The sequence below is a fragment of the Bifidobacterium cuniculi genome (assembly GCF_000741575.1).
GTDB classification, from domain to species: domain Bacteria; phylum Actinomycetota; class Actinomycetes; order Actinomycetales; family Bifidobacteriaceae; genus Bifidobacterium; species Bifidobacterium cuniculi.
In genome coordinates, this window is sequence record NZ_JGYV01000001.1 from 300,948 (window position 1) to 321,142 (window position 20,195).

The window sequence follows — 20,195 nt, forward strand, 5'->3', positions numbered from 1 at the left end:
GGCTGGTCATGGCCATAGCTCTTCCTCTCAAGTGGCAATGCGGCATGCTGGCCGGCACTGCCCAATATATCCGGCAGTCGGTGAGCGCGCTGTGGGCGAACAGGGACGGGCATCGCCGCTGGCCGATGGCTACAGTGTTCTGCAGACGCAAGGAGCATGACGGATGGATGAGCGGCAGGAGCTGGGAACGGCAGGGCATGGTCCCGGGCTGTCTGGCCGGCGCACCCTCCTGTTGGCCTCCTCGGGTCTGCAGACGGTTCCCCTGCTGCGTGCGATGATGCCGACGATGCGGGGACGTGCCCTGGCCTTCCTGCCGCAAGCCAGCTATGCCGACCGCTACGGCGTGGTGTCCAGGCTGATGCGCCAATGCTGGCAGCTGGCGGGGTTCGACGTGCATGTCATCGACTTGGTCGGCGGCCATGCGCACCGGGTGCGTGACGAACTCGAAGCATGCGACGCGATATACGTGTGCGGCGGCAACTCCTTCTATCTCATGCGCTGCCTGCGCGACAGTGGCGTGGTCCCCACCATCCGCGCGATGGTGGGGCGGGGGGTGCCGTACGTGGGGGAGTCGGCAGGTGCCGTCGTGGCATGCCGGACCATCGGGTACATCGCCCCGATGGACGAGAACGTGGCGCTTCCCGGCCATGTCCATCCCCGTGGCCTGGGACTGACGGCGTACCGTGTGGTGCCCCATGTCTCCGGTGCCGTGCTGGGCGATGCCGCCCGGACGATCCTCGAATGGCATGCGGACGATCCGGGATTCGTGGGGTTGCGCAACGACCAGGTCCTGGTGGTCCGTGGGGCCAGTGCCCGCGTGACCACCGCGCCGGTGCTCACGCCCACGGCGTGGCAGCTCCCGTGAACCCCGGAGGGGACTACACTGGGACGGGACATCAAGAGACCCGGCATGCCCGGCATGCCAGTGAAGGAGTGACACTATGAGCGCTGCAGCGAACGTCGGCGTCGTGGGCCTGGCGGCCATGGGCGCCAGCCTGGCGCGCAACCTGGCCCATCACGGCAACAAGGTGGCCGTGTTCAACCGCACCTATGCCCGTACCGAGGACTTCATGGAGCACCATGGGCAGGAAGGTGACTTCTATCCGGCCCGCACCGTGGAGGAGTTCGTCGCATCACTGGAGAAGCCGCGCACTGCGATCGTCATGGTGAAGGCTGGCGCACCGACGGACCAGGTCATCAACGAGCTCGCCGACCTCATGGAACCGGGTGACATCATCGTCGATGGCGGCAACTCGTTCTTCCAGGACACCATCCGGCGCGAGAAGGCCATGGCGCAGCGAGGTCTGCATTTCGTGGGCATGGGCGTGTCCGGCGGCGAGGAGGGAGCGCTCAACGGTCCCTCCCTGATGCCCGGCGGCTCCGAGGAATCGTGGGAACGCCTCAAGCCGATCCTCGAATCCATCGCTGCCAAGGCGGACGGCGAACCTTGCGTCATGCACATCGGTCCCAACGGTGCCGGCCACTTCGTCAAGATGGTGCACAACGGCATCGAGTACGCCGACATGCAGCTCATCGCGGAAAGCTATGATCTGATGCGGCGCGGCCTGGGGATGACCCCCGACGAGATCGGTGCCGTGTTCGAGGACTGGAACAGGACGGAGCTCAACTCCTACCTCATCGAGATCACCGCACAGGTCCTGCGCGAGAAGGACGAGCGGACCGGCAAGCCGCTGGTGGACGTCATCCTCGACCACGCCGGCATGAAGGGCACCGGCACCTGGACCGTCCAGTGCGCCCTGAACCTGGGCATCCCGGTCACGGGCATCGCCGAGGCCGTGTTCGCCCGTGGCCTGTCCTCGCAGACCGAACTCCGCGAGGGTGCCGCCGCCCAGCATTTCTCGGGGCCCGATGCGGCCCTCGACGTCCCGGCCGACCAGCGGGACGCCTTCCTCGACGACATCCGCCATGCGCTCTACGCTTCGAAAATCGTCGCCTACGCGCAGGGGTTCAACGAGATTGCCGCTGCCGGCAAGGAATACGGCTGGGACATCGACATGGCCGGCGTAGCGCGCATCTGGCGCGCCGGATGCATCATCCGCGCCAGGTTCCTCGACACGATTTCGGACGCCTTCGAAACCGGCACGGCCGATGTCTCCCTGCTCTTCGCCCCGTACTTCAAGGAAGCCATCGAACGCTGCGGGCAGCCGTGGCGCCGCATCGTGGCGGATTGCGCCATGCATGGCATCCCCATACCCTGCTTCTCCTCGTCCCTGGCGTATTTCGACGGCCTGCGCTCGACCCGTCTGCCTGCAGCCCTGATCCAGGGTCAGCGTGACCTCTTCGGCGCACACACCTACCAGCGTATCGACATGCCCGGCGCCTTCCACGTCGAATGGGAGGAACCGGGACATCCCGAGGTGCAGGTCTCGAAGTAAGGCGAGCAAACCGTCCCTGAACAGGCTGTGGCCCCGTGCCCATCATGACGATGGGCACGGGGCCACAGCCTGTTCAGGGACGGATCAGTGGCGGGCCTGAACAGTGGAGGCGCGGTCGCCGATCCACAGAAGCTGTCGGGTGGCGTCCAGCCAGCTGGCGGGGGCATGTGGATCGCACGAGGCATGGAACGTGGCATCCATGGCCTGTGCCTTCGCCTGCCTGGAACCGCACACCCACACATAGGAGGTCCGACGGATGAACGGGATGGTCATGGTCAGTCGTCGCGCCGGCGGCTTGGGGGAGCCGTCGAGGCCCACCACGAGCAGTTCCGGGTCATCGATCAGCACTTCCCGACGGTCCGGGAACAGCGAGGCAACGTGGCCGTCGGGGCCCAAGCCGAACAGCATGATGTCCATGGCGGCATCCTGGCCCAGTTCGTGCAGCAGCTCCATCTGGTAGTGCGAGGCCGCGTCCATGAGCACTTGTGCGGTCTCCTGCCCGGAGGCGTTCGCGGCTTCCCTGGAAGAGCGGGTGTCTGCCGGCATCGGATGGATCTGTGCGGCATCCATGGCGCCCGAGGCAATGAGGCGGTTGAGCAACGCCGCCATGGCGCCGCGGTCGTTGCGTTCGTCGCTGTCGGCCGGCACGAAGCGTTCGTCGCTCCACCACACGTGCACCCGGTGCCAATCCACGCTGTCCAGCAGCGGACTGTCCGCCATGGCCGACAGGATGGCGGTCCCGTCGGTGCCGCCGGTGACGGCAAGGTCCACGCGTCGGCGGTCCGGATCGCACAGCACGTCGTTGATCGTGAGTAGCGTACGTGCGGCGACGGCCTCAGCCATGAGCCGCTGGTCGGGATAGGTGATGAGTTCTCGTTGCATGTGGGCTTCCTTGTCTGGTGTCATTGCTCCTGGGGGTGCACCTGCGCCCATCCGCGGGTCACCACCTGTGCATAGATTTCGTCTGGATAGAGCCTGCCGAGTTCCTCGGCCAGGCAGTCCTCCAGGGAACGGATGGGCAGGGGGATGGTCTGTGGCGATTGGCCGGGCACGCTGATCGTCGCCATGCCGTCCTCGGCGGGGCGGCGCTGCAGGCTGAGCGTCTCGCCATCCTCACGGGTCATGGTCACCCCGGTGATCGCCTTCGCATCCGGTTCACGTTCGATCGATACGGGCACCTCCAGGCAGAGGGTGAGCCAAGCTGCCAGCAGGTCCACCGGCAGGTAGCCTTCCGGTCCCGAGATGCTGGCGGATATGATGCGCAGGTGCGGCGGCTGGTCCAGCAACGACGCCAGCAAGGCGCGCCACAGGGTCAGCCGGGTCCAGGACAGGTCCACGTTCTTCGGTGACCAGTTGCGGCGCAGGTCCTCCATGGTGCGCATCGGGTTCGAGGAATGCAGCGCATCGGTGATGCGGGTGTGGGCCATGGTGCCGACCAGGTCCTTGGAGGGGTTGGCCGGCGCTTCCGTGGGCCACCAGGCCACCACCGGCGCATCCGGCACGAGCAGCGGGATCACCAAGGTGTCCTGATGGTGGATGAGGCCGCCGCGGGGACGCAGCACGATGATCTCGCCTGCGCCGGCATCCGCCCCGATGCGCACTTCGGCATCCAGGTATGTGCGGTCCTGCTCTGGTTCGGTCATGCGCCGGGTGCTGGCGGCCAGGGCGATCACCCGGCAGGGATGCTCCCTGCTGGCGGCATTGGCCAGTTCGAGCGCATGTTCGAGATGGTCCTCGTCAGTGAGGATGAGCATGGTGAACACGCGGCCCAGTGCCGCCTCGCCACGCTCCTCGTGCAGGGCGTCGATTTTCTCCGAGATTGCGTCCGTCTGGGTGTCACGAAGGGTGATGATCATGGTTTCCTCCAACGGTGTCCGTCACGTGCAAGCATCTCCACGGCTTCCTGCGGTCCCCAGGTGCCGGAACGGTACGGCTGCGGCTGGCCCAGCGCGGACCAGAAGTCCTCGATGGGATCGAGGATCTTCCAGGACAGGTCGACCTCACGGCTGGTGGGGAACAGGGGCGGGTCGCCCAGCAGCACGTCCAGGATGAGGCGCTCGTACGCTTCCGGTGAGGACTCCGTGAAGGAGCGGCCATAGCTGAAGTCCATGGACACGTCGCGCACCTCCATGGAGGTGGCGCCCGGCACCTTCGAACCGAAGCGTAGGGTGACGCCCTCGTAAGGCTGTACGCGGATCACGAGCGCATTCTTGCCGAGTTCCTGCGTCGCCGTCGATTGGAAGGGCAGGTGCGGTGCCCGCTTGAACACCAAGGCGATCTCGGTGACGCGCCGGCCAAGTCGCTTGCCGGTACGCAGGTAGAAGGGCACCCCAGCCCAACGGCGCGTATCGATGTCCAGACGGATGGCGGCATAGGTCTCGGTGGTCGAATCCGGGCTGATGCCCTTCTCCTCAAGATAGCCCACCACCGGCTGTGAGCCCTGCCACCCGGCGGAGTACTGGCCACGTGCGGTGTGGGCGGCCAGGTCCTTGGGCAGCCGGACCGCGGACAGCACCTTGGTCTTCTCGTCGGTCAGGTCGTCGGCGGCGAAGGAAACGGGCTCCTCCATGGCCGTGAGCGCCATGAGCTGCAGCAGGTGGTTCTGGATTACGTCGCGCGCGGCACCAATGCCGTCGTAATAGCCGGCACGGCCCGCCACGCCGATGTCCTCGGCCATGGTGATCTGCACGTGGTCCACGTAGTTCGCGTTCCAGATCGGCTCGTACATGGTGTTCGCGAAACGCAGGGCCAACAGGTTCTGCACGGTCTCCTTGCCCAGGTAATGGTCGATGCGGAACACGGAGTTCGGGTCGAAGACCTCGGCGATCACCCGGTCGAGCTCCTGGGCGCTCGCGAGGTCGTGGCCGAAGGGCTTCTCGATGATGACGCGCCGCCATGCGCCGTCGGTGGACTTGGCCAGGCCGCAGTTGGCCAGCTGGCGGGCCACGATGGGGAAGTCGCGGGGCGGCACCGACATGTAGAAGGCATGGTTGCCGCGCGTGCCACGGTCTCGGTCCAGCTCGGCGACGGTGTCGCTCAGGCGCTCGAAACTCTCCGCGTCCTCGAAGGTGCCCTGCACGAAGCGGATGCCTTCGGACAGCTGCTTCCACGTGGCTTCGTTGAACTGGGTGCGGCAATGCGCCTGGATGTTCTCCTTGACGAAGTCCCGGAACTGCTCCTCGCTCCAGTCACGCCGGGCGAAGCCGGTCAGTCCGAAGCTGGGCGGCAGCAGGCCTCGGTTGGCGAGGTCGTAGATGGCCGGCAGGAGCTTCTTGCGTGACAGGTCGCCCGTGACGCCGAAGATGACGATGCTGCAGGGCCCCGCGATGCGCGGTAGGCGCAGGTCGCGCGGGTCGCGCAACGGGTTGGACCAGGACTGGTTGCCTGGTGATGTGGTTGATGCATTCATGGTTTCCCAGTCTAGCGCCGCATCCCCGTTCGCTCTTGGGGTTCGCCGCCGGCGACTTGGATTCGGCCCCGGGCATCGTGCCTAATGTCCACCGCGTCCCCGGGTTCGCCACCGGCGTCGCAGGACGGCCAGGGGACGCCGCCGACCAGAGGCCATGGGGCATCCGGCACAGACGATGGAAGCCGGGTCGGGCGAACAGGCGCTCGAGGAACACCCCGCATCGAGTTCGACGATGTCGAGCAGCCCCCGTCGACGTGCCTCATCGACGACCTGTTCGATGAAGCCGTCCGGCAGCCCGAGCATGTCCGCGCTTTCGTGCACGCTGCGCCCGGCGCCCAGCAGCGCCACGACCTGCGCCACCACGCCGCCGCCGGTGGCTCGGAATCCCCGGGGACCGCTCACAGCACCCACCGCAGTGCCTGGAATGCGATGACCGCCAAGAGGTAGCCGACGAGGAGACCCAATCCCACGGATTGCAGGACGATGCGCATGGAGAACTGGCGGCGCAATTCCGCGACGGTCGCCAGGCACGGGGTATAGGCAAGCGTGAACACGAGGAAGGCGATGGCGGCGGCCTTGCCATGGCCCCCGGAGGACTCGTCGAAGGATGCGCGCATCGCGGCGCCCAAGGATCCCTCTCCCTGTTGCTGCTCATCCTCGTCCCCGGTGTCGATGCTATATGACTGCGCCATGGAGGCCACCACGACCTCCTTGGCCACGAAGCCCGTCATGAGTGCTGCGCTGGCATGCCAGTCGTCGAAACCGGCGGGGGTGAATACGGGGGCGACGCCGTCGGCGACCCGGCCATAGACGGAATCCTGCACGTCGTCGACATGCGCGAAGGAGCCAGCTGCCGCCGTGGCCGGGATGGCCTGCAACAGCCACATGACGATGACCATGGAGATGATGATGCCGCTTGCCCCCTTGACGAAATCCCACAGGCGCTTGAGCACGCTGGTGCACAGGGTGACCAGGCGGGGCACCTGGTAGGGAGGCAGGCTCATCGCAAAGGGCTCGGACCTGAGGTCGGTGAACTTCACGGCACGCAGCAGGATGCCCACCAGCAGGATGAGGACGACCGAACACACGTACATCAGGAACACCACCAGGCCGGCCTGCTCACGGAAGAAGGCGTAGGCCAGTACGATGTACACGCTCAGGCGCGCGGTGCAGGACGAGAAGGGCACGAGCATGCCCACCAGCACGCGCTGGCGTGAATCGGGCAGGGTGCGGGTGGCGGCCAGTGCCGGCAGGTTGCAGCCGAAGCCGATGATGATCGGCAGGAAGGCGCGTCCGTCCAATCCCATGAGCCGCATGGCGCGGTCCATGACGAAGGCCGCGCGCGCCAGGTAGCCGGAATCCTCCAGCAGGCTCAACAGGATGAACATGATGCCCATGGGCGGGATGAAGGTGGCAATGGTGATCACCCCGTCGAGGACGCCGCTGACGGCCAGGGAATGGAACCAGCCGTCCAGGGCGCCGGCACCGAACCAGGAGAAGACGGTATCGATGCCCACCGTGCACCAGTCGCGCACCGTGCCGTCAATCCAGTCCTGCGCAGGGCCTGCCAGCGACGTCGTGGCCTGGAACATCGCATACATCACCGCGAGGAAGACGACGATGCCGAGAACTGGATGCAGCAGGACGCGATCGATGCGGTCCGAGGCGGTCACCCGTTGACGCGCCTGCATGTTCAGGGTCGACAGGATGCGGGCCGCCCAGTCGAAGCGTCGGTCCGCCCCTTCCTCGACCCAGGCGGCGGCATCGACGACCTGCAGGTCGGCCCGCTTGAGCTCATGCGGCAGCGGGGTCCCGCCACGCGCCAGCGCGATGGCATCGAGGAGTGCCGCCGACCCCTGTCCCGTCCTGCCGTTGACCTCCACCACCGGCACCCCGTCGAGGGCATCCGACAGTTCCACCGCATCGATGCCGGCATCCTGACGGCGTGCCAGGTCGTCCATCGTCAGGGCGACCACCGTAGGATGCCCCAGCTCCAGCACCATGGCCAGGAAATACAGCGATCGGGAGATGTTGGTGGCATCCAGCACCGTCACCACCACGTCCGGGGCTGGCTGGCCACCCGTACCCATGACGGCATGGGCAGCCACTTCCTCGTCCGGGGACAGCGGAAGCAACGAGTACGTGCCGGGCGTGTCGATGAGCTGCCATTCGGTGCCGTCGATCGCCAGGCTTCCCGACTCCAGGAGCACCGTGGTGCCGGGCGCGTTCATCACGCGGGCGCGGGCGCCGAGGATGGCATTGAACATCGACGATTTGCCCACGTTCGGGTTGCCGATGAACACGGCCCGCGGGCCGTGTCCCGGGTGCTGCCCGTGCCGGTCATGTTCGGGCAGCACGGCCGCCAGGCCGCGACGATGGGAATGTCCGGAAGTGTGTTGGTCCATGGTTCGCCTTGTATGGAGAGGAAGGTCAGTGGGGAAGATGCCCCGATGAGGGATGGCGGTTGGCTGCCACCTGGATGCGCCGGGCCGTCCATCCGTCGATCGCGATGCGCTCGGTGCCACGGGCTACCACGCGTCCGCGGAAATTCGACCGCTGCACCACACGGATGCGGCAACCCGGCCGTAATCCCAGCTCAAGCAGCCGGAAACGGTGCCGTTCGTCGATGTCCACCTGCGTGATGGTGACGTCCATGTCCAGCGGGCAGGCGTCCAGCGTCCAGGGCTTCACAGTGGAGGCATCGGAATGGGAAAGGTCCATGGCATCGATTCTTCCCCGTCGGCGCGCGCGAGTCAATACCCTTGTCCGTTGCTGGTTCGTGGGTGCAGTCGTCACGTCACTGCCCATCGCGGCAGGTCTGTCCCAGATTCCGGCTCAGCCGCACCACGTCAAGCATGCCGTCGAGACGGGCGGCGGGAATGTCGGTGAGCTCCCCGGCCACCTGCCGGATGGTGCGCCCCTCGCGCATGGCGGTATCCGCCACTTCGACGGCGTGTTCGTAGCCGATGGCGCCGTTGAGGGCGGCCGCCAGGGAAGGGGAGTGCTGGGCATGCTTCATGCCACGGTCCACATGCACCTGGATGCCATCCACGCACTTGGTACGGAACATGTCCATCGCGCCGATGGCGATGGTCATGCCCGTGAGGATCTCATGGATGATGACCGGGTCGAAGGCGTTGAGCTGCAGTTGGCCTTCCGCCGCGGCCCAGTTGACCGTCACGTCCATGCCGAAGATGACGAAGCAGCATTGGTCCACGCACTCCGGGATGACAGGGTTGATCTTGCCGGGCATGATGGAGGAGCCCGCTTGGCGCGGCGGCACGCTCAGGTCGCCCAGTCCGGCCCGTGGGCCCGAATTGAGCAGTCGCAGGTCGTCGGCCGCCTTCTTGAGGTGGATGGCCAGGTTCTTGAGCGTGGCGCTCGCCGCGATGTAGGCGCTCATGTCCGTCACGGAGGCGACCGGGTCGTGGGCCGCACGGATCGGCAGGCCGGTGATCTGTGCCAGGTAGGCGATGGCGAGCTTGCGGAAGCGCACGTCGGCGCAGATGCCCGTGCCGATGGCCGTGGCCCCCAGGTTGAGGTCGCACAACTGCGGGACCAGGTCGTCCATGGCGGACAGGTCGAGTTTCATGAAACTGGCCCAGGCGTGGAACTCCTGTCCGAAGGTCATGGGGACGGCATCCTGCAGCTGGGTGCGCCCGATGGTCACGTCGTTGCGGTGGCGGTCGGCGAGCGCGTGGAAGGCCTCGCGCAGGCGGTCGGTCGCCTCGCGCAGGGGGTCCAGGCCCATGCAGATGGCCAGCTTGCACGCGGCCGGGTAGGTGTCGTTGGTGGACTGCGACCGGTTGACGTCGTCGTTGGGGTGGATGAAGCCGTAGTCGCCGCGCGGACGTCCGTCGAGTTCGAGGGCGCGGTTGGCGATCACTTCGTTCATGTTCATGTTCAGGCTGGTGCCGGCGCCGCCCTGCAGGACGTCGACAGGGAACTGGTCCGCCAGCATCCCGTGCCCGATGTCCTCGCAAGCCTGTTCGATGAGGCGTGCCTTGTGCGGTTCGAGCAGGCCCAGCTCGGCGTTCGCCATGGCACAGGCGCGCTTGACCAATGCGTATGCGCGGATGAGGGCGTCATGGGAGGCGTCCTGGATGCCGCTGACGGTGAAGTTCTCGCGGGCCCGTTGGGTATGGATGCCCCAGTAGGCGTCCTGCGGCACTTCCACCGTGCCGATGCAATCGTGTTCCGTGCGTGTCCGTCCCGTCGCTGCCATGGCGCCGCCTCGCTCTCCTCATCGTATGCCGTGTGGCCTCGATTCTAGGAGGGGAGGGACTGGGCCGCCAGCATTCGATATTGCTGTCAGCCGATTTCGTACGGCTCCGCCCCTTCGCGGCGCTTGGATGGAGGCATGGAACACATCGACACCATGAATGCTTCGTTCACCTCCTCGCGCCCATTGTTTGACTGGTATGTGGCAGGCCCCTGGCATACGCCGTCGCAGCTGGAGAGCCTGGAGAGGCTGGAAAGGACGCTGCAGCGTCATCACCTCCGGCTCTACCAACCCCGTTTCGAGACCGAGGTCGACGTGGACGGACCCCGGACGGTCTTCGCTAGGCGACTGTCCGCGCTGCGCGATTCGGCGGCCCTCATCGTCGACTACCACGTCGACGATCCCGACCCCGATTCCCTGGTCGACATGGGTGTCGCCCATACGTGGGGCATCCCCGTATACCTGGTTGCCGAAGGCATCGTCCCCGGCACCCGCATGGGCGTGATGGTGGCACAATGCGCCACGGGCATCCTTCCCGGTGCGGGAGCCCTCGAGGCCTTCCTGGATTCCGGGCGATGCGACCCGGTCCCCGTGGAGCCCTGCTGAGCCGTTGCCGGGCATGACGTCAGTCGGCTGCCTCGAGCTGCATCTTCAACGCCATGATCCGCACGGCCGATGCCGTGACCTTCGCGGCGAAATCCCCGTCCGCGGCGGCCTTGGCCCGGATGCCATCCAGGATGGGCATGGTGTAGGACGGATCGTTCACGCAAGCCAGGTCGCCGCCTGCCTCGATGAGCATGACGCCCAGCTGCGAAGGGTCATAGCCGGCCACCGCGCTGGCGGACAGTGAATCGGAGATGACCACGCCCCGGTACCCGGTCCGCTCACGCAGCAGGTCGGTCACGATGGCATGGGAGAAGGCGGCCGGCACCTGCGGATCGAGCTGGGCGTACGTGGCCAGGGACATCATGACCATGGCCGGGGAACCCTCGCGGATGGCCCGGCTGAAGGCGGCAAGTTCATCGCTGTCCTCGCCGGTCGTGTCATCCACGATGCCGGTGTCGGTGAAGTCCGTATTGCCCGCGACCGCCCCCAGACCGGGGTAGTGCTTCACGGCGCTGCCCACGCCGGATGCGCGCATGCCCTCGATGAAGGCGACGGCATGCCGGGCATTGCCTTCGGCGTCCAGGCCGAAATCGCGGTCCAGGGCACCGATCGGTTCGTTGGAGGCGCGGTCGATGACGACCGTGTCCACGCTGGGCGCCAGGTCCACGTCCACGCCTGCCTGGCGGAGCTGGGCGCCCCATTGTGCGGCGTCGTCGCGCAACTGCGTGAGCGTCATCGTCCCCTGGTCGCGGGCACTGGGCATCGTATCGAAACCTGCACCCTGCAGATGCTGCACCAAGCCACCCTCCTGGTCGGTGGCCACGAGCAAGGTGTCGCCGCGATCCTGGGCATAGGACTGCAACAGGTTCACCTGGGAGCGCACGCCGTCGACGCCGTTGTCCCAGTTGCCCATGAGGATCACCGAGCCGATGCGCTCGTCCTGGATGAGCGAGGACAGGGCGGACGGATCGGTGCCATAGGATAGAGGTGCCATCACCAATTGGGCGGCTCGGTCCTCGAGCGTCATCGCCTCGACGGCGGCCTTGGCGCGTGCTGTGGCATCGTCATCTGCGGCCGGCGAGTGTGATGACGGTGTGTCGGTAGGCGACGGGGACGTTCCGTCGGTATCCCGGGATGGTTCGGCGGCCGGTGTCGTCACCGATGCGCTGCCGGTGGCTCCCGTATGCCTGCGCTGCAGCGCGACGGCCCACCAGGCGCAGCCGGCCGCCAATGCCACTGCCACCACGGCCGCCATGGCGACAAGCCACCAGGATGGTCGGCCTTGCCTTTCCGGATTCCTACCATGCCGTCCCGATTCCTGGGCCATCGGTTCCTCCCTCATGGTTCGGTGCGCGGATGTCCTGCGCATGATCACATCACTGTAGCAGGGCGGCCACGTCGTCCGTGGGCCATGCCCGCCATGGGGCGCAGGGCAAACACGCCAAGGCCGGCCGCCCTTGCCGGGCACGTGGTGGTTCCACTACACTAGGACGAATGTCATTCTTTGATTTCAGCCCATTCTTCGGAACCGGCCCCCAGCGGCCGCGCGGCCGCGGCAACGGGGACGACCAGCCGGTGGTCATCGACATCGAGACCAACGGCGACGGACCCAAGGCACAGTCCGCACCGGCCGGAGGCGCGCCGCCGCGTGCGCCGCGCATCACGCGCACCTCGCCGTCGGGGCGCCCCAATCGGTGGCGCAAGCCGCTCATCGGCGTCCTGGTGGCGCTCGTCGTGCTCGTGGCACTGTTCTTCGCCCTGTCGGCCTTCGTCACCGACCTGATGTGGTATGGGCAACTGGGCTTCTCCAGCGTGGTGTGGACCTTGCTGGGCACCAAGGTCGGCCTGTGGGTCGCCTACGCCCTGGTCATGGTCGCGGTCACGTGGCTCTCCGCCATGCTCGCCATCCGTGCCCGGCCTGCCTACGCGGACGGTTCGACCATCCGCATCAACGGCGACACCATCGAGATCGGCAAGTCGGTAAGCTCCCGGACGGCGCGCCGTGTGGCCTTGGGGGTCTCCCTGGTCGCCGGCATCGCATTCGGCTCGCGCTTCAACGCGCACTGGTCGCAGCTCCTGCTCATGTTCAACGCGCAGTCCTTCGGGGTGCGCGACCCGCAGTTCGGCATCGACAACGGCTTCTATGTCTTCGTGCTGCCCGGATTGTCCCTGCTCCTGTCGGCGCTCAACCTACTGCTGCTGGTCGGCCTTGTCTTCAGCATCGGCACCCACGTTGCCATGGGCGGCATCCGCTTCACCATGCCTGTGCATGGCCGGGGCCTGTTCGCCATGACCCCGCGCGCCCGGCGACAGATCGCCATCTGGTTCATGCTCTGGGCGCTGTCGCTGGCCGTCGACCAGGCCATGGGTGTCTTCTCGCGGCTGACGGACCAGGGGGGCCGCATCACCGGCGCCACCTACACGACGGTCAACGCCTCCATTCCCGTCACGCTGATCATGGCGGTCCTGACGGCCGCATGCGGCATCGTGTGCGCCGTCTGGCTCATGCGTTCCCATGCCTTCGACGAGCGCCAAGGGACCCCGGGCACGCGCCTGGCAACGGCTTGGCGCGCATGGCGTGTGCCGGTGGTCGCCATCGCAGCCACCGTCGTCGTCGGCGTCGTGCTCTCCTCTCTTTGGCCCATGCTCCTGCAGCGGTTCCGCGTCAACCCGAATGCACAGGAGATGGAATCGACCTACATCCAGCGCAACATCGACGCCACGCGTGCCGCATACGGCCTCGATGCCATGGTCGCCGAGGAATACGACGCGACCACCGACGCCTCGGCCAACGCCCTCAAGCAGGACGCCGAAACCGCCGCGCAGATCCGCCTGCTCGACCCGCAGGTCGTGTCCCCGACCTTCAAGCAGCTGCAGCAGATGAAGCAGTACTACACCTTCGCCGACACCATGGCGGTCGACAAGTACGACATCGACGGCGTGAACCAGGACACGGTGATCGCGGCCCGCGAGGTGAACCTCGACGGCAACGACAACCGCAACTGGGTCAACGACCATACGGTGTATACCCACGGCTACGGCGTGGTGGCCGCCTACGGCAACAAGGTGACGGCCGACGGCAAGCCCGAGTTCTTCGAGGCCGGCATCCCCACCCAGGGGTACCTCACCGAGACGCAGCATTACGAGCCGCGCATCTACTTCTCGCCGAATGCGCCCGAATACTCGATCGTGGGTGCCCCCGAGGGTACGCAGGCCTGGGAGTTCGACTACCCGACCGGGTCGCAGGGCGCCACCACCACCTTCCAAGGCGACGGCGGCCCGCGCATCGGCAACATCTTCGCCCGCGCGATGTACGCCATCAAGTTCGGTTCCGACCAGATCCTGTTCTCGGACCGGGTGACTGCCGACTCGCAGATCCTCTACGATCGCTCCCCGCGCGAACGCGTGGCGAAGGTCGCCCCCTATCTCACCCTCGACGGCCGTGTCTATCCGGCGGTCGTGGACGGACGCGTCAAGTGGATCGTGGACGGCTACACCACCTCCGACCAATATCCGTATTCGCAGATGACCGACCTGGACAGTGCCACCCAGGATTCGACGACGCTGTCTTCGAGGACGGTCACCTCGCTGGGCAACAAGCAGGCGAACTACATCCGCAACTCGGTGAAGGCCACCGTGGACGCCTACGACGGGTCCGTGGACCTCTACACCTGGGATGACCGGGATCCCGTGCTCAAGGCATGGCAGCAGGTGTTCCCGGGACAGTACCACCCGATGTCAGAGATTTCCGGCGAGCTCATGGGACACATGCGCTACCCGGAGGGCATCTTCAAGGTGCAGCGTCAGCTCCTGACCAAGTACCATGTCACGCAGGCCAACCAGTTCTTCTCGGGGGAGGACTTCTGGCAGGTGCCCGTCGACCCCACGGAAAGCAGCGAGGAACAGGCGCGCGACGTCCTGCAGCCGCCCTATTACCTGACCTTGCAGACAGGCGGTTCGGACACCCCGGTCTTCTCCCTGACCTCGTCCTTCATCCCTGCCGGCAGCCAGACCCGTGAGATCCTCACCGGCTTCCTGTCCGTGGATTCCGACGCAGGGCACACCAAGGGCGTCAAGGGACCCGACTACGGCACCATCCGCCTCCAGGAACTGCCCAAGGACACGAATGTACCCGGACCGGGACAGGCGCAGAACAACTTCAACGCGAAGACCGAGGTCTCCACCGAGCTCAACCTGCTGTCCAACGGCGGCAGCACGAAGGTGGTGCGGGGCAACCTGCTCACCTTGCCGCTGGCGGGCGGGCTGGTCTACGTCGAGCCCGTCTACGTGCAGTCCTCGGGCGCCACCAGCTACCCGTTGCTCAAGAAGGTGCTGGTGGCCTTCGGAGACAAGGTCGGCTTCGCGGATACGCTGGACGGCGCCTTCGGCCAGGTGTTCGGCGCCGATGCCGCCAACGTGGTGGGGGACGATACCGGTCCCGAACCCACCGTGGACGGCGCCGACGGACACCAGGGCGACGGCGGCGCCTCCTCGGGCGGCGTCGACTCATCCGCCGGCAACCAGGCCCTGAGCGATGCGCTCCAGGATGCGTCCAAGGCCATGAAGGACGCCGACGCTGCCATGAAGCAAGGCGATTGGAGCGCCTACGGCGAGGCGCAGGAACGTCTGGGCAAGGCCCTGGACAAGGCGCTGGAACTCGACAAGTAGCCGAAGCGGCCAGCAGCGGACGGCCGGCAGCACGGGAATGCCCCTGCGCTGCCGGCCGTCCGCGCTGCCGGGGCACGTCTGCAGGCGCACTAGACTGTCTGGCATGACCGACTACAGTTTCCGCCTTGCCACGGCCCGGGACCTGCCCGTGCTGACCAAGGTGTACAACGCGGCCGTGGTCGCCGGCGGATCCAGCGCCGACACGGCCCCCGTGGACCACGAGGCACGGCTCCGATGGCTCGAAGCCCATCGCGACCCCTATGCGGTGTTCATCGTCGAAGCCCGTGAGCCTGGTTCGCCGTCCCGGGACATCGGCTTCGCGGCGCTCTCCGTGTACTACGACCGTCCTGGATATGACGGCGTATGCGACCTCGCGTACTATCTCGCCCCCGAATGGCGGAGCAGGGGAGCGGGGCGCGCCACCCTGCGCATGCTCCTGAACGAATGCAGGGACCGGGGCATGCGCATGGCGGTCGCCATCATCTTCGCGGACAACGACGCCTCCACGGCACTGGTGCGCCGTTTCGGTTTCACCAGGTTCGGACTCATGCCCAAGGCCGCGTATGATGCCAAGGGCATCCTGCACGACATGAGCTACTGGTACGTCGCACTGGGCGACGCACCCATCAGGAAATGACACGGAGGACAACGACACATGGCTTCTGAATACTGGCTGATCGTCGGCTTGGGCAACCCGGGCGCCAAGTACCGTGGTACGCGGCACAACATCGGCTTCGAGACCGTCAACGAACTCGCGCAACGCTGGAGCGTGCGCTTCGCCAACCACAAGGGCCTTGCCGATCTGGGCAAGGGCACCATGTCGATGGGCGGTTCGACAGTCAAGATGTTCCTGTGCAAGCCCCTGACCTACATGAACGAATCGGGGCAGGCCGTGGCCTCCGTCAGCGCCTATTACCACATCCCCGCGGACCGCATCGTCGTCATCCACGACGACATGGACCTCGCATTCGGGCGCATCAAGCTCAAGAGCGGCGGCTCCTCCGGCGGCCACAACGGTATCAAGTCCATCGATCGCTTCCTGCACACGCCCGACTATTACCGTGTGAGGATGGGCGTGGGCCATGCCAGCCGATCCGGCGATGCCCACGACAACACCATCAACTGGGTGCTCGGTGAATTCAACGCCGCCCAGCGCAAGCAGTTGCCCGAATTCCTCGCGGACGGCGCGGACGCGGCGGAAAGCATCGTCTTCGACGGACTGGCCAAGGCACAGGAACGGTTCAATGGCCGCTGACACGACACCTATCGGCCAGGAGTCCACCGCCGACATGCACGGTTCGCTCGTCGGGGTGCTCGAATCCCTCATGGGCGATCCGCAGTTCGCCCGCCTCGCCGAGGGGGAGATGGGGCCTGATTCATCGGATACCGACCCGAGCCTGCTCATCGGCGCGGTGTCCGGGGTGCGCCCGGCACTGGCCGCCGCCGTTGCCAGGCGCACACCGGTCGTCGTGGTGGTCCCTTCAGGACGTGACGCAGAGGAATTCGTCGCCGACGTGCGCTCCTGGTATGACGGCGACCCGCGCGAGGTAGCCCTGCTCGAATCCTGGGAGACGCTGCCCCACGAACGGCTGTCGCCGCGCGCAGACACCGTGGCCAATCGCATGGCGGTCTTCCGCCGCCTGTGCCATCACGAGGCGTCCCATGGGATGTTCGGCCCCATCCGCATCCTCGTCATGCCGGTGCGCTCGCTCATCCAGCCGGTCGTCGAGGGACTGGGCGACGTGACGCCGCTGGTCTTCAGCCAAGGGGAGGAGCTTCCCCTGGACCAGGCCGTCGTAGGCCTGGTCCGCAACGCCTATACCCGCGTCGAGCTGGTCATGGACCGCGGCGAGTTCGCGGTGCGCGGCGGCCTGGTGGACGTCTTCCCCCCGACCGCACCCCATCCGGTGCGCATCGAGTTCTTCGGCGACGAGATCGATTCGATCAGGCAGTTCCATGCCTCCGACCAGCGCACCTATGGCACGCCGCTCGGGGAGGTCTGGGCCACACCGTGCCGCGAGCTGCAGCTGACCGACGCCATCCGCGAACGCGCGAAGTCGCTCATCGGCTTCATCCCCAACGCCGACGACCTCCTGGAATCCATCTCCCAAGGCATCGCCGTCGAAGGCATGGAATCGCTGCTGCCCGCACTCGTGGACACCATGCAGCCGGTGTCCTCCATGCTGCCCGAGGACGCGGTGGTCATGGTGCACGACCCGGAGAAACTGCGCCGTGCCGTCGACGACCTGAACAAGACGGCCAACGAATTCCTCGCCACCAGCTGGCATGTCGCTGCGTCAGGGCACGGGGCAGGTGCCCCCATCACCTTCGACAAGGCGAATTTCCTGCCTCTGGAGGAAACCCTCGCCCAGCTGGCCTACAGCAGCCGCCAGGTATGGAAGATCACCGGATTCACCGTTGACACGCACCTGCCCGGACACGTGCAGGTCGAGGCACGGGTGCCGCAGGACTTCCGGGGCTCCGAGCAACGCACCGAGGCCGACTTGGGCGCACTGATCGCCGACGGATACCATCTGACCGTCACGGCGGCGGCACAAGGCACCCTGCATCGCCTCAGGCGCATGCTCCACTCGCTGCAGCTGACTGCCTTCGACTGCATCCGGTCCCAGGCCCGCGACGGCTTCGTGGACGTCCCGTCGCGCACTGCACTCATCACCGAGCGCGACCTGACGGGACGCGCCAGCACCGCCGCATTGGCGAAGACCCCCCGCAAGCGCCGCAAGGCCATCGACCTCATGGAGCTCAAGCCGGGCGACTTCGTCGTACACGAACAGCACGGGGTAGGCCGTTTCGTCGAACTGCGCCAGCGCACCACGGGTGCGGGCCGCAACAAGGCCACGCGTGAGTACCTCGTCATCGAATACGCCGCCAGCAAGCGGGGTGCGCCGCCGGACAAGCTGTTCATCCCCACCGACCAGCTCGACCAGGTCAGCAAGTACATCGGTGCGGAGATCCCCAAGCTCAACAAGCTGGGGGGATCGGACTGGGCACAGACCAAGGCCAGGGCTAGGAAGCACGTCCACGAGATCGCGCAGAACCTCATCAAGCTGTATTCCGCGCGTCAGCGCTCCAAGGGCTTTGCCTTCAGCAAGGACACGCCGTGGCAGAAGGAGCTGGAGGACGCCTTCCCCTACCAGGAGACCGCCGATCAGTTGACCACGATCGACGACGTCAAGGCGGACATGGAGAGGCCCCTGCCGATGGACCGCCTCATCTGCGGCGACGTCGGCTTCGGCAAGACGGAGATCGCCGTGCGCGCCGCGTTCAAGGCCGTGCAGGACTCCAAGCAGGTCGCCGTGCTGGTACCCACCACGTTGCTGGTCCAGCAGCATTACGAGACCTTCAGCGAACGCTTCGAGGGATTCCCGGTCAAGGTGGCCGCCATGAGCCGATTCCAGTCCCCCAAGGAGATCGACGACACGATCAAGGGACTCGAGGACGGTACCGTCGACGTGGTCATCGGCACGCACAAGCTGCTCAACCCCAAGGTGAAGTTCAAGGATCTCGGACTGGTCATCATCGACGAGGAGCAGCGCTTCGGCGTCGAGGCCAAGGAGACGCTCAAGGCGATCCGTACGAACGTCGATGTGCTCAGCCTCTCCGCCACGCCAATCCCGCGTACCCTGGAGATGGCGGTCACCGGCATCCGCGAGATGTCGACGTTGGCGACGCCGCCGGAGGACCGCCTGCCGGTGCTCACGTACGTCGGTGCCTACGAGGACGCCCAGGTGACTGCCGCAATACGCCGTGAGCTGCTGCGCGGCGGTCAGGTCTTCTACATCCACAACCGTGTCCAGGACATCGATGCCAAGGCCGCCAAACTCAGGGAGCTGGTGCCGGAGGCCCGCATCGGCATCGCCCACGGCAAGATGGGACGCAGACAGCTCGACCAGGTGATCCGCGACTTCTGGCATCGCGACATCGACGTGCTGCTGTGCACCACGATCGTGGAGACCGGACTGGATATCTCGAACGCGAACACGCTCATCGTGGACCATGCCGACCGCTTCGGCCTCTCCCAGCTGCACCAGCTGCGCGGGCGCGTGGGCCGCGGGCATGACCGTGCCTACGCGTATTTCCTCTACGACCCCGGCAAGCCCATGACCCAGCAGTCCCATGACCGCCTGGTGACCATCGCGCAGAACACGGCGCTTGGCGCCGGCTTCGACGTGGCCATGAAGGACCTGGAGCTGCGCGGCACGGGCAACCTGCTGGGCGACGAGCAGAGCGGCCACATCGAAGGCGTCGGCTTCGACCTCTACGTGCGCATGGTCTCCGACGCCATCGAGGACTACAAGGAGCCCGACCGCCAGGAGACGCCGACGGTGTCCATCGACCTTCCCGTCGAGGCCTCGATCCCGGTCAACTACATCTCGTCGGACAAGCTCCGGCTTGAGGCATACCGCAAGCTGGCGCAGGCCAAGGACGAAGACGACCTGCGGGAGCTGAGGGAGGAACTTGCCGATCGGTACGGTACGCCCCCCGAGGTGCTCGACTCGCTCTTCGACATTGCACGCCTGCGACGCAAGGCGCAGTCCTTGGGCATCACCGAGATCATCGGGCAGGCAGGCAAGCTGCGCATCAGCGGATACGAACCGCCCGAATCCGTGCAGATGCGCATCTCGAGGATCTACAAGGGAGCCCAATGGCGCCCCCTGACTTCCACGTACACGATTCCCACGCCCTTCGCGGGTTCCTTGGGATCCACACCCATGGATTCCCCCCAGGTCATCGCGTGGGTCAGACAGCTGCTGGAGGACCTGTCGCCCCAGATGCCCAAGGGTCGTTGAGATTGTCGTGACCTGCCGCTTCCTCCTGGGGCGGTGGCAGGGTCACGGGGTGCCCGGCCGCCCCGGTTTGGGCAGATGTGCGC

General features: G+C 66.4%; 15 protein-coding genes. 7 read left to right on the top strand and 8 right to left on the bottom strand.

Annotated features, from left to right (window positions below):
• Positions 1-163 precede the first annotated feature (163 nt).
• Complete coding sequence (locus BCUN_RS01350) at positions 164-865, top strand: Type 1 glutamine amidotransferase-like domain-containing protein (RefSeq protein ID WP_051920444.1); 702 nt, start codon at positions 164-166, stop codon at positions 863-865.
• A gap of 76 nt (positions 866-941) precedes the next feature.
• Positions 942-2,396: an NADP-dependent phosphogluconate dehydrogenase gene (gene gndA, locus BCUN_RS01355; protein WP_033515457.1), complete on the top strand. Its 1,455-nt coding sequence runs from the start codon at positions 942-944 to the stop codon at positions 2,394-2,396.
• Between the two features lie 84 nt (positions 2,397-2,480).
• On the opposite strand, the gene pgl is transcribed toward gndA, so the two are convergent.
• From pgl to BCUN_RS01390, 7 genes are all read right to left on the bottom strand, one after another.
• Positions 2,481-3,278, bottom strand: a complete 798-nt coding sequence (gene pgl / locus BCUN_RS01360) for a 6-phosphogluconolactonase (RefSeq protein WP_033515459.1) — start codon at positions 3,276-3,278, stop codon at positions 2,481-2,483.
• 20 nt (positions 3,279-3,298) lie between these two features.
• Positions 3,299-4,252, bottom strand: a complete 954-nt coding sequence (locus tag BCUN_RS01365) for a glucose-6-phosphate dehydrogenase assembly protein OpcA (protein WP_033515461.1) — start codon at positions 4,250-4,252, stop codon at positions 3,299-3,301.
• Complete coding sequence (zwf, locus tag BCUN_RS01370; RefSeq protein ID WP_033515463.1) at positions 4,249-5,805, bottom strand: glucose-6-phosphate dehydrogenase; 1,557 nt, start codon at positions 5,803-5,805, stop codon at positions 4,249-4,251. Before zwf ends, BCUN_RS01365 begins: the two co-directional genes overlap by 4 nt.
• An 81-nt stretch (positions 5,806-5,886) precedes the next feature.
• Positions 5,887-6,207 (bottom strand): hypothetical protein, encoded by a 321-nt coding sequence (locus BCUN_RS01375; protein ID WP_033515465.1) that lies wholly within the window; start codon positions 6,205-6,207, stop codon positions 5,887-5,889.
• Positions 6,204-8,210: a ferrous iron transport protein B gene (feoB, locus tag BCUN_RS01380; RefSeq protein ID WP_033515467.1), complete on the bottom strand. Its 2,007-nt coding sequence runs from the start codon at positions 8,208-8,210 to the stop codon at positions 6,204-6,206. Before feoB ends, BCUN_RS01375 begins: the two co-directional genes overlap by 4 nt.
• A gap of 25 nt (positions 8,211-8,235) precedes the next feature.
• Positions 8,236-8,526, bottom strand: coding sequence for a FeoA family protein (locus BCUN_RS01385; RefSeq protein ID WP_081895461.1), 291 nt, complete (start codon positions 8,524-8,526; stop codon positions 8,236-8,238).
• Between the two features lie 76 nt (positions 8,527-8,602).
• The gene (locus BCUN_RS01390) at positions 8,603-10,030 is read right to left on the bottom strand and encodes an aspartate ammonia-lyase (RefSeq protein ID WP_033515469.1); all 1,428 of its coding nucleotides are present in this window, start codon (positions 10,028-10,030) and stop codon (positions 8,603-8,605) included.
• 135 nt (positions 10,031-10,165) lie between these two features.
• Here BCUN_RS01390 and BCUN_RS01395 point away from each other — a divergent pair, with 135 nt between their 5' ends.
• Positions 10,166-10,633 carry a nucleoside 2-deoxyribosyltransferase gene (locus tag BCUN_RS01395; RefSeq protein ID WP_033515471.1) on the top strand — a complete coding sequence of 156 codons (468 nt, stop codon included), beginning with the start codon at positions 10,166-10,168 and terminating at the stop codon, positions 10,631-10,633.
• Positions 10,634-10,652: 19 nt separating this feature from the next.
• Here BCUN_RS01395 and BCUN_RS01400 read toward each other — a convergent pair whose 3' ends face one another.
• Entirely contained in the window at positions 10,653-11,876 is a 1,224-nt protein-coding gene (locus BCUN_RS01400) for a glycoside hydrolase family 3 N-terminal domain-containing protein (protein WP_238552284.1), read from the bottom strand.
• 251 nt (positions 11,877-12,127) lie between these two features.
• On the opposite strand from BCUN_RS01400, the gene BCUN_RS01405 reads away from it, so the two are divergent.
• From BCUN_RS01405 to mfd, 4 genes are read left to right on the top strand one after another with little or no spacing between them, the layout of a single operon-like run.
• On the top strand, positions 12,128-15,301 hold the full coding sequence (locus BCUN_RS01405; protein WP_033515475.1) for a UPF0182 family membrane protein: 3,174 nt from the start codon (positions 12,128-12,130) through the stop codon (positions 15,299-15,301).
• Between the two features lie 37 nt (positions 15,302-15,338).
• Positions 15,339-15,938, top strand: a complete 600-nt coding sequence (locus BCUN_RS01410; protein ID WP_420796457.1) for a GNAT family N-acetyltransferase — start codon at positions 15,339-15,341, stop codon at positions 15,936-15,938.
• Between the two features lie 18 nt (positions 15,939-15,956).
• On the top strand, positions 15,957-16,556 hold the full coding sequence (gene pth, locus BCUN_RS01415; protein ID WP_033515479.1) for an aminoacyl-tRNA hydrolase: 600 nt from the start codon (positions 15,957-15,959) through the stop codon (positions 16,554-16,556).
• Between the two features lie 34 nt (positions 16,557-16,590).
• Positions 16,591-20,112 (top strand): transcription-repair coupling factor, encoded by a 3,522-nt coding sequence (gene mfd / locus BCUN_RS01420; RefSeq protein ID WP_033515532.1) that lies wholly within the window; start codon positions 16,591-16,593, stop codon positions 20,110-20,112.
• Positions 20,113-20,195: the final 83 nt, after the last annotated feature.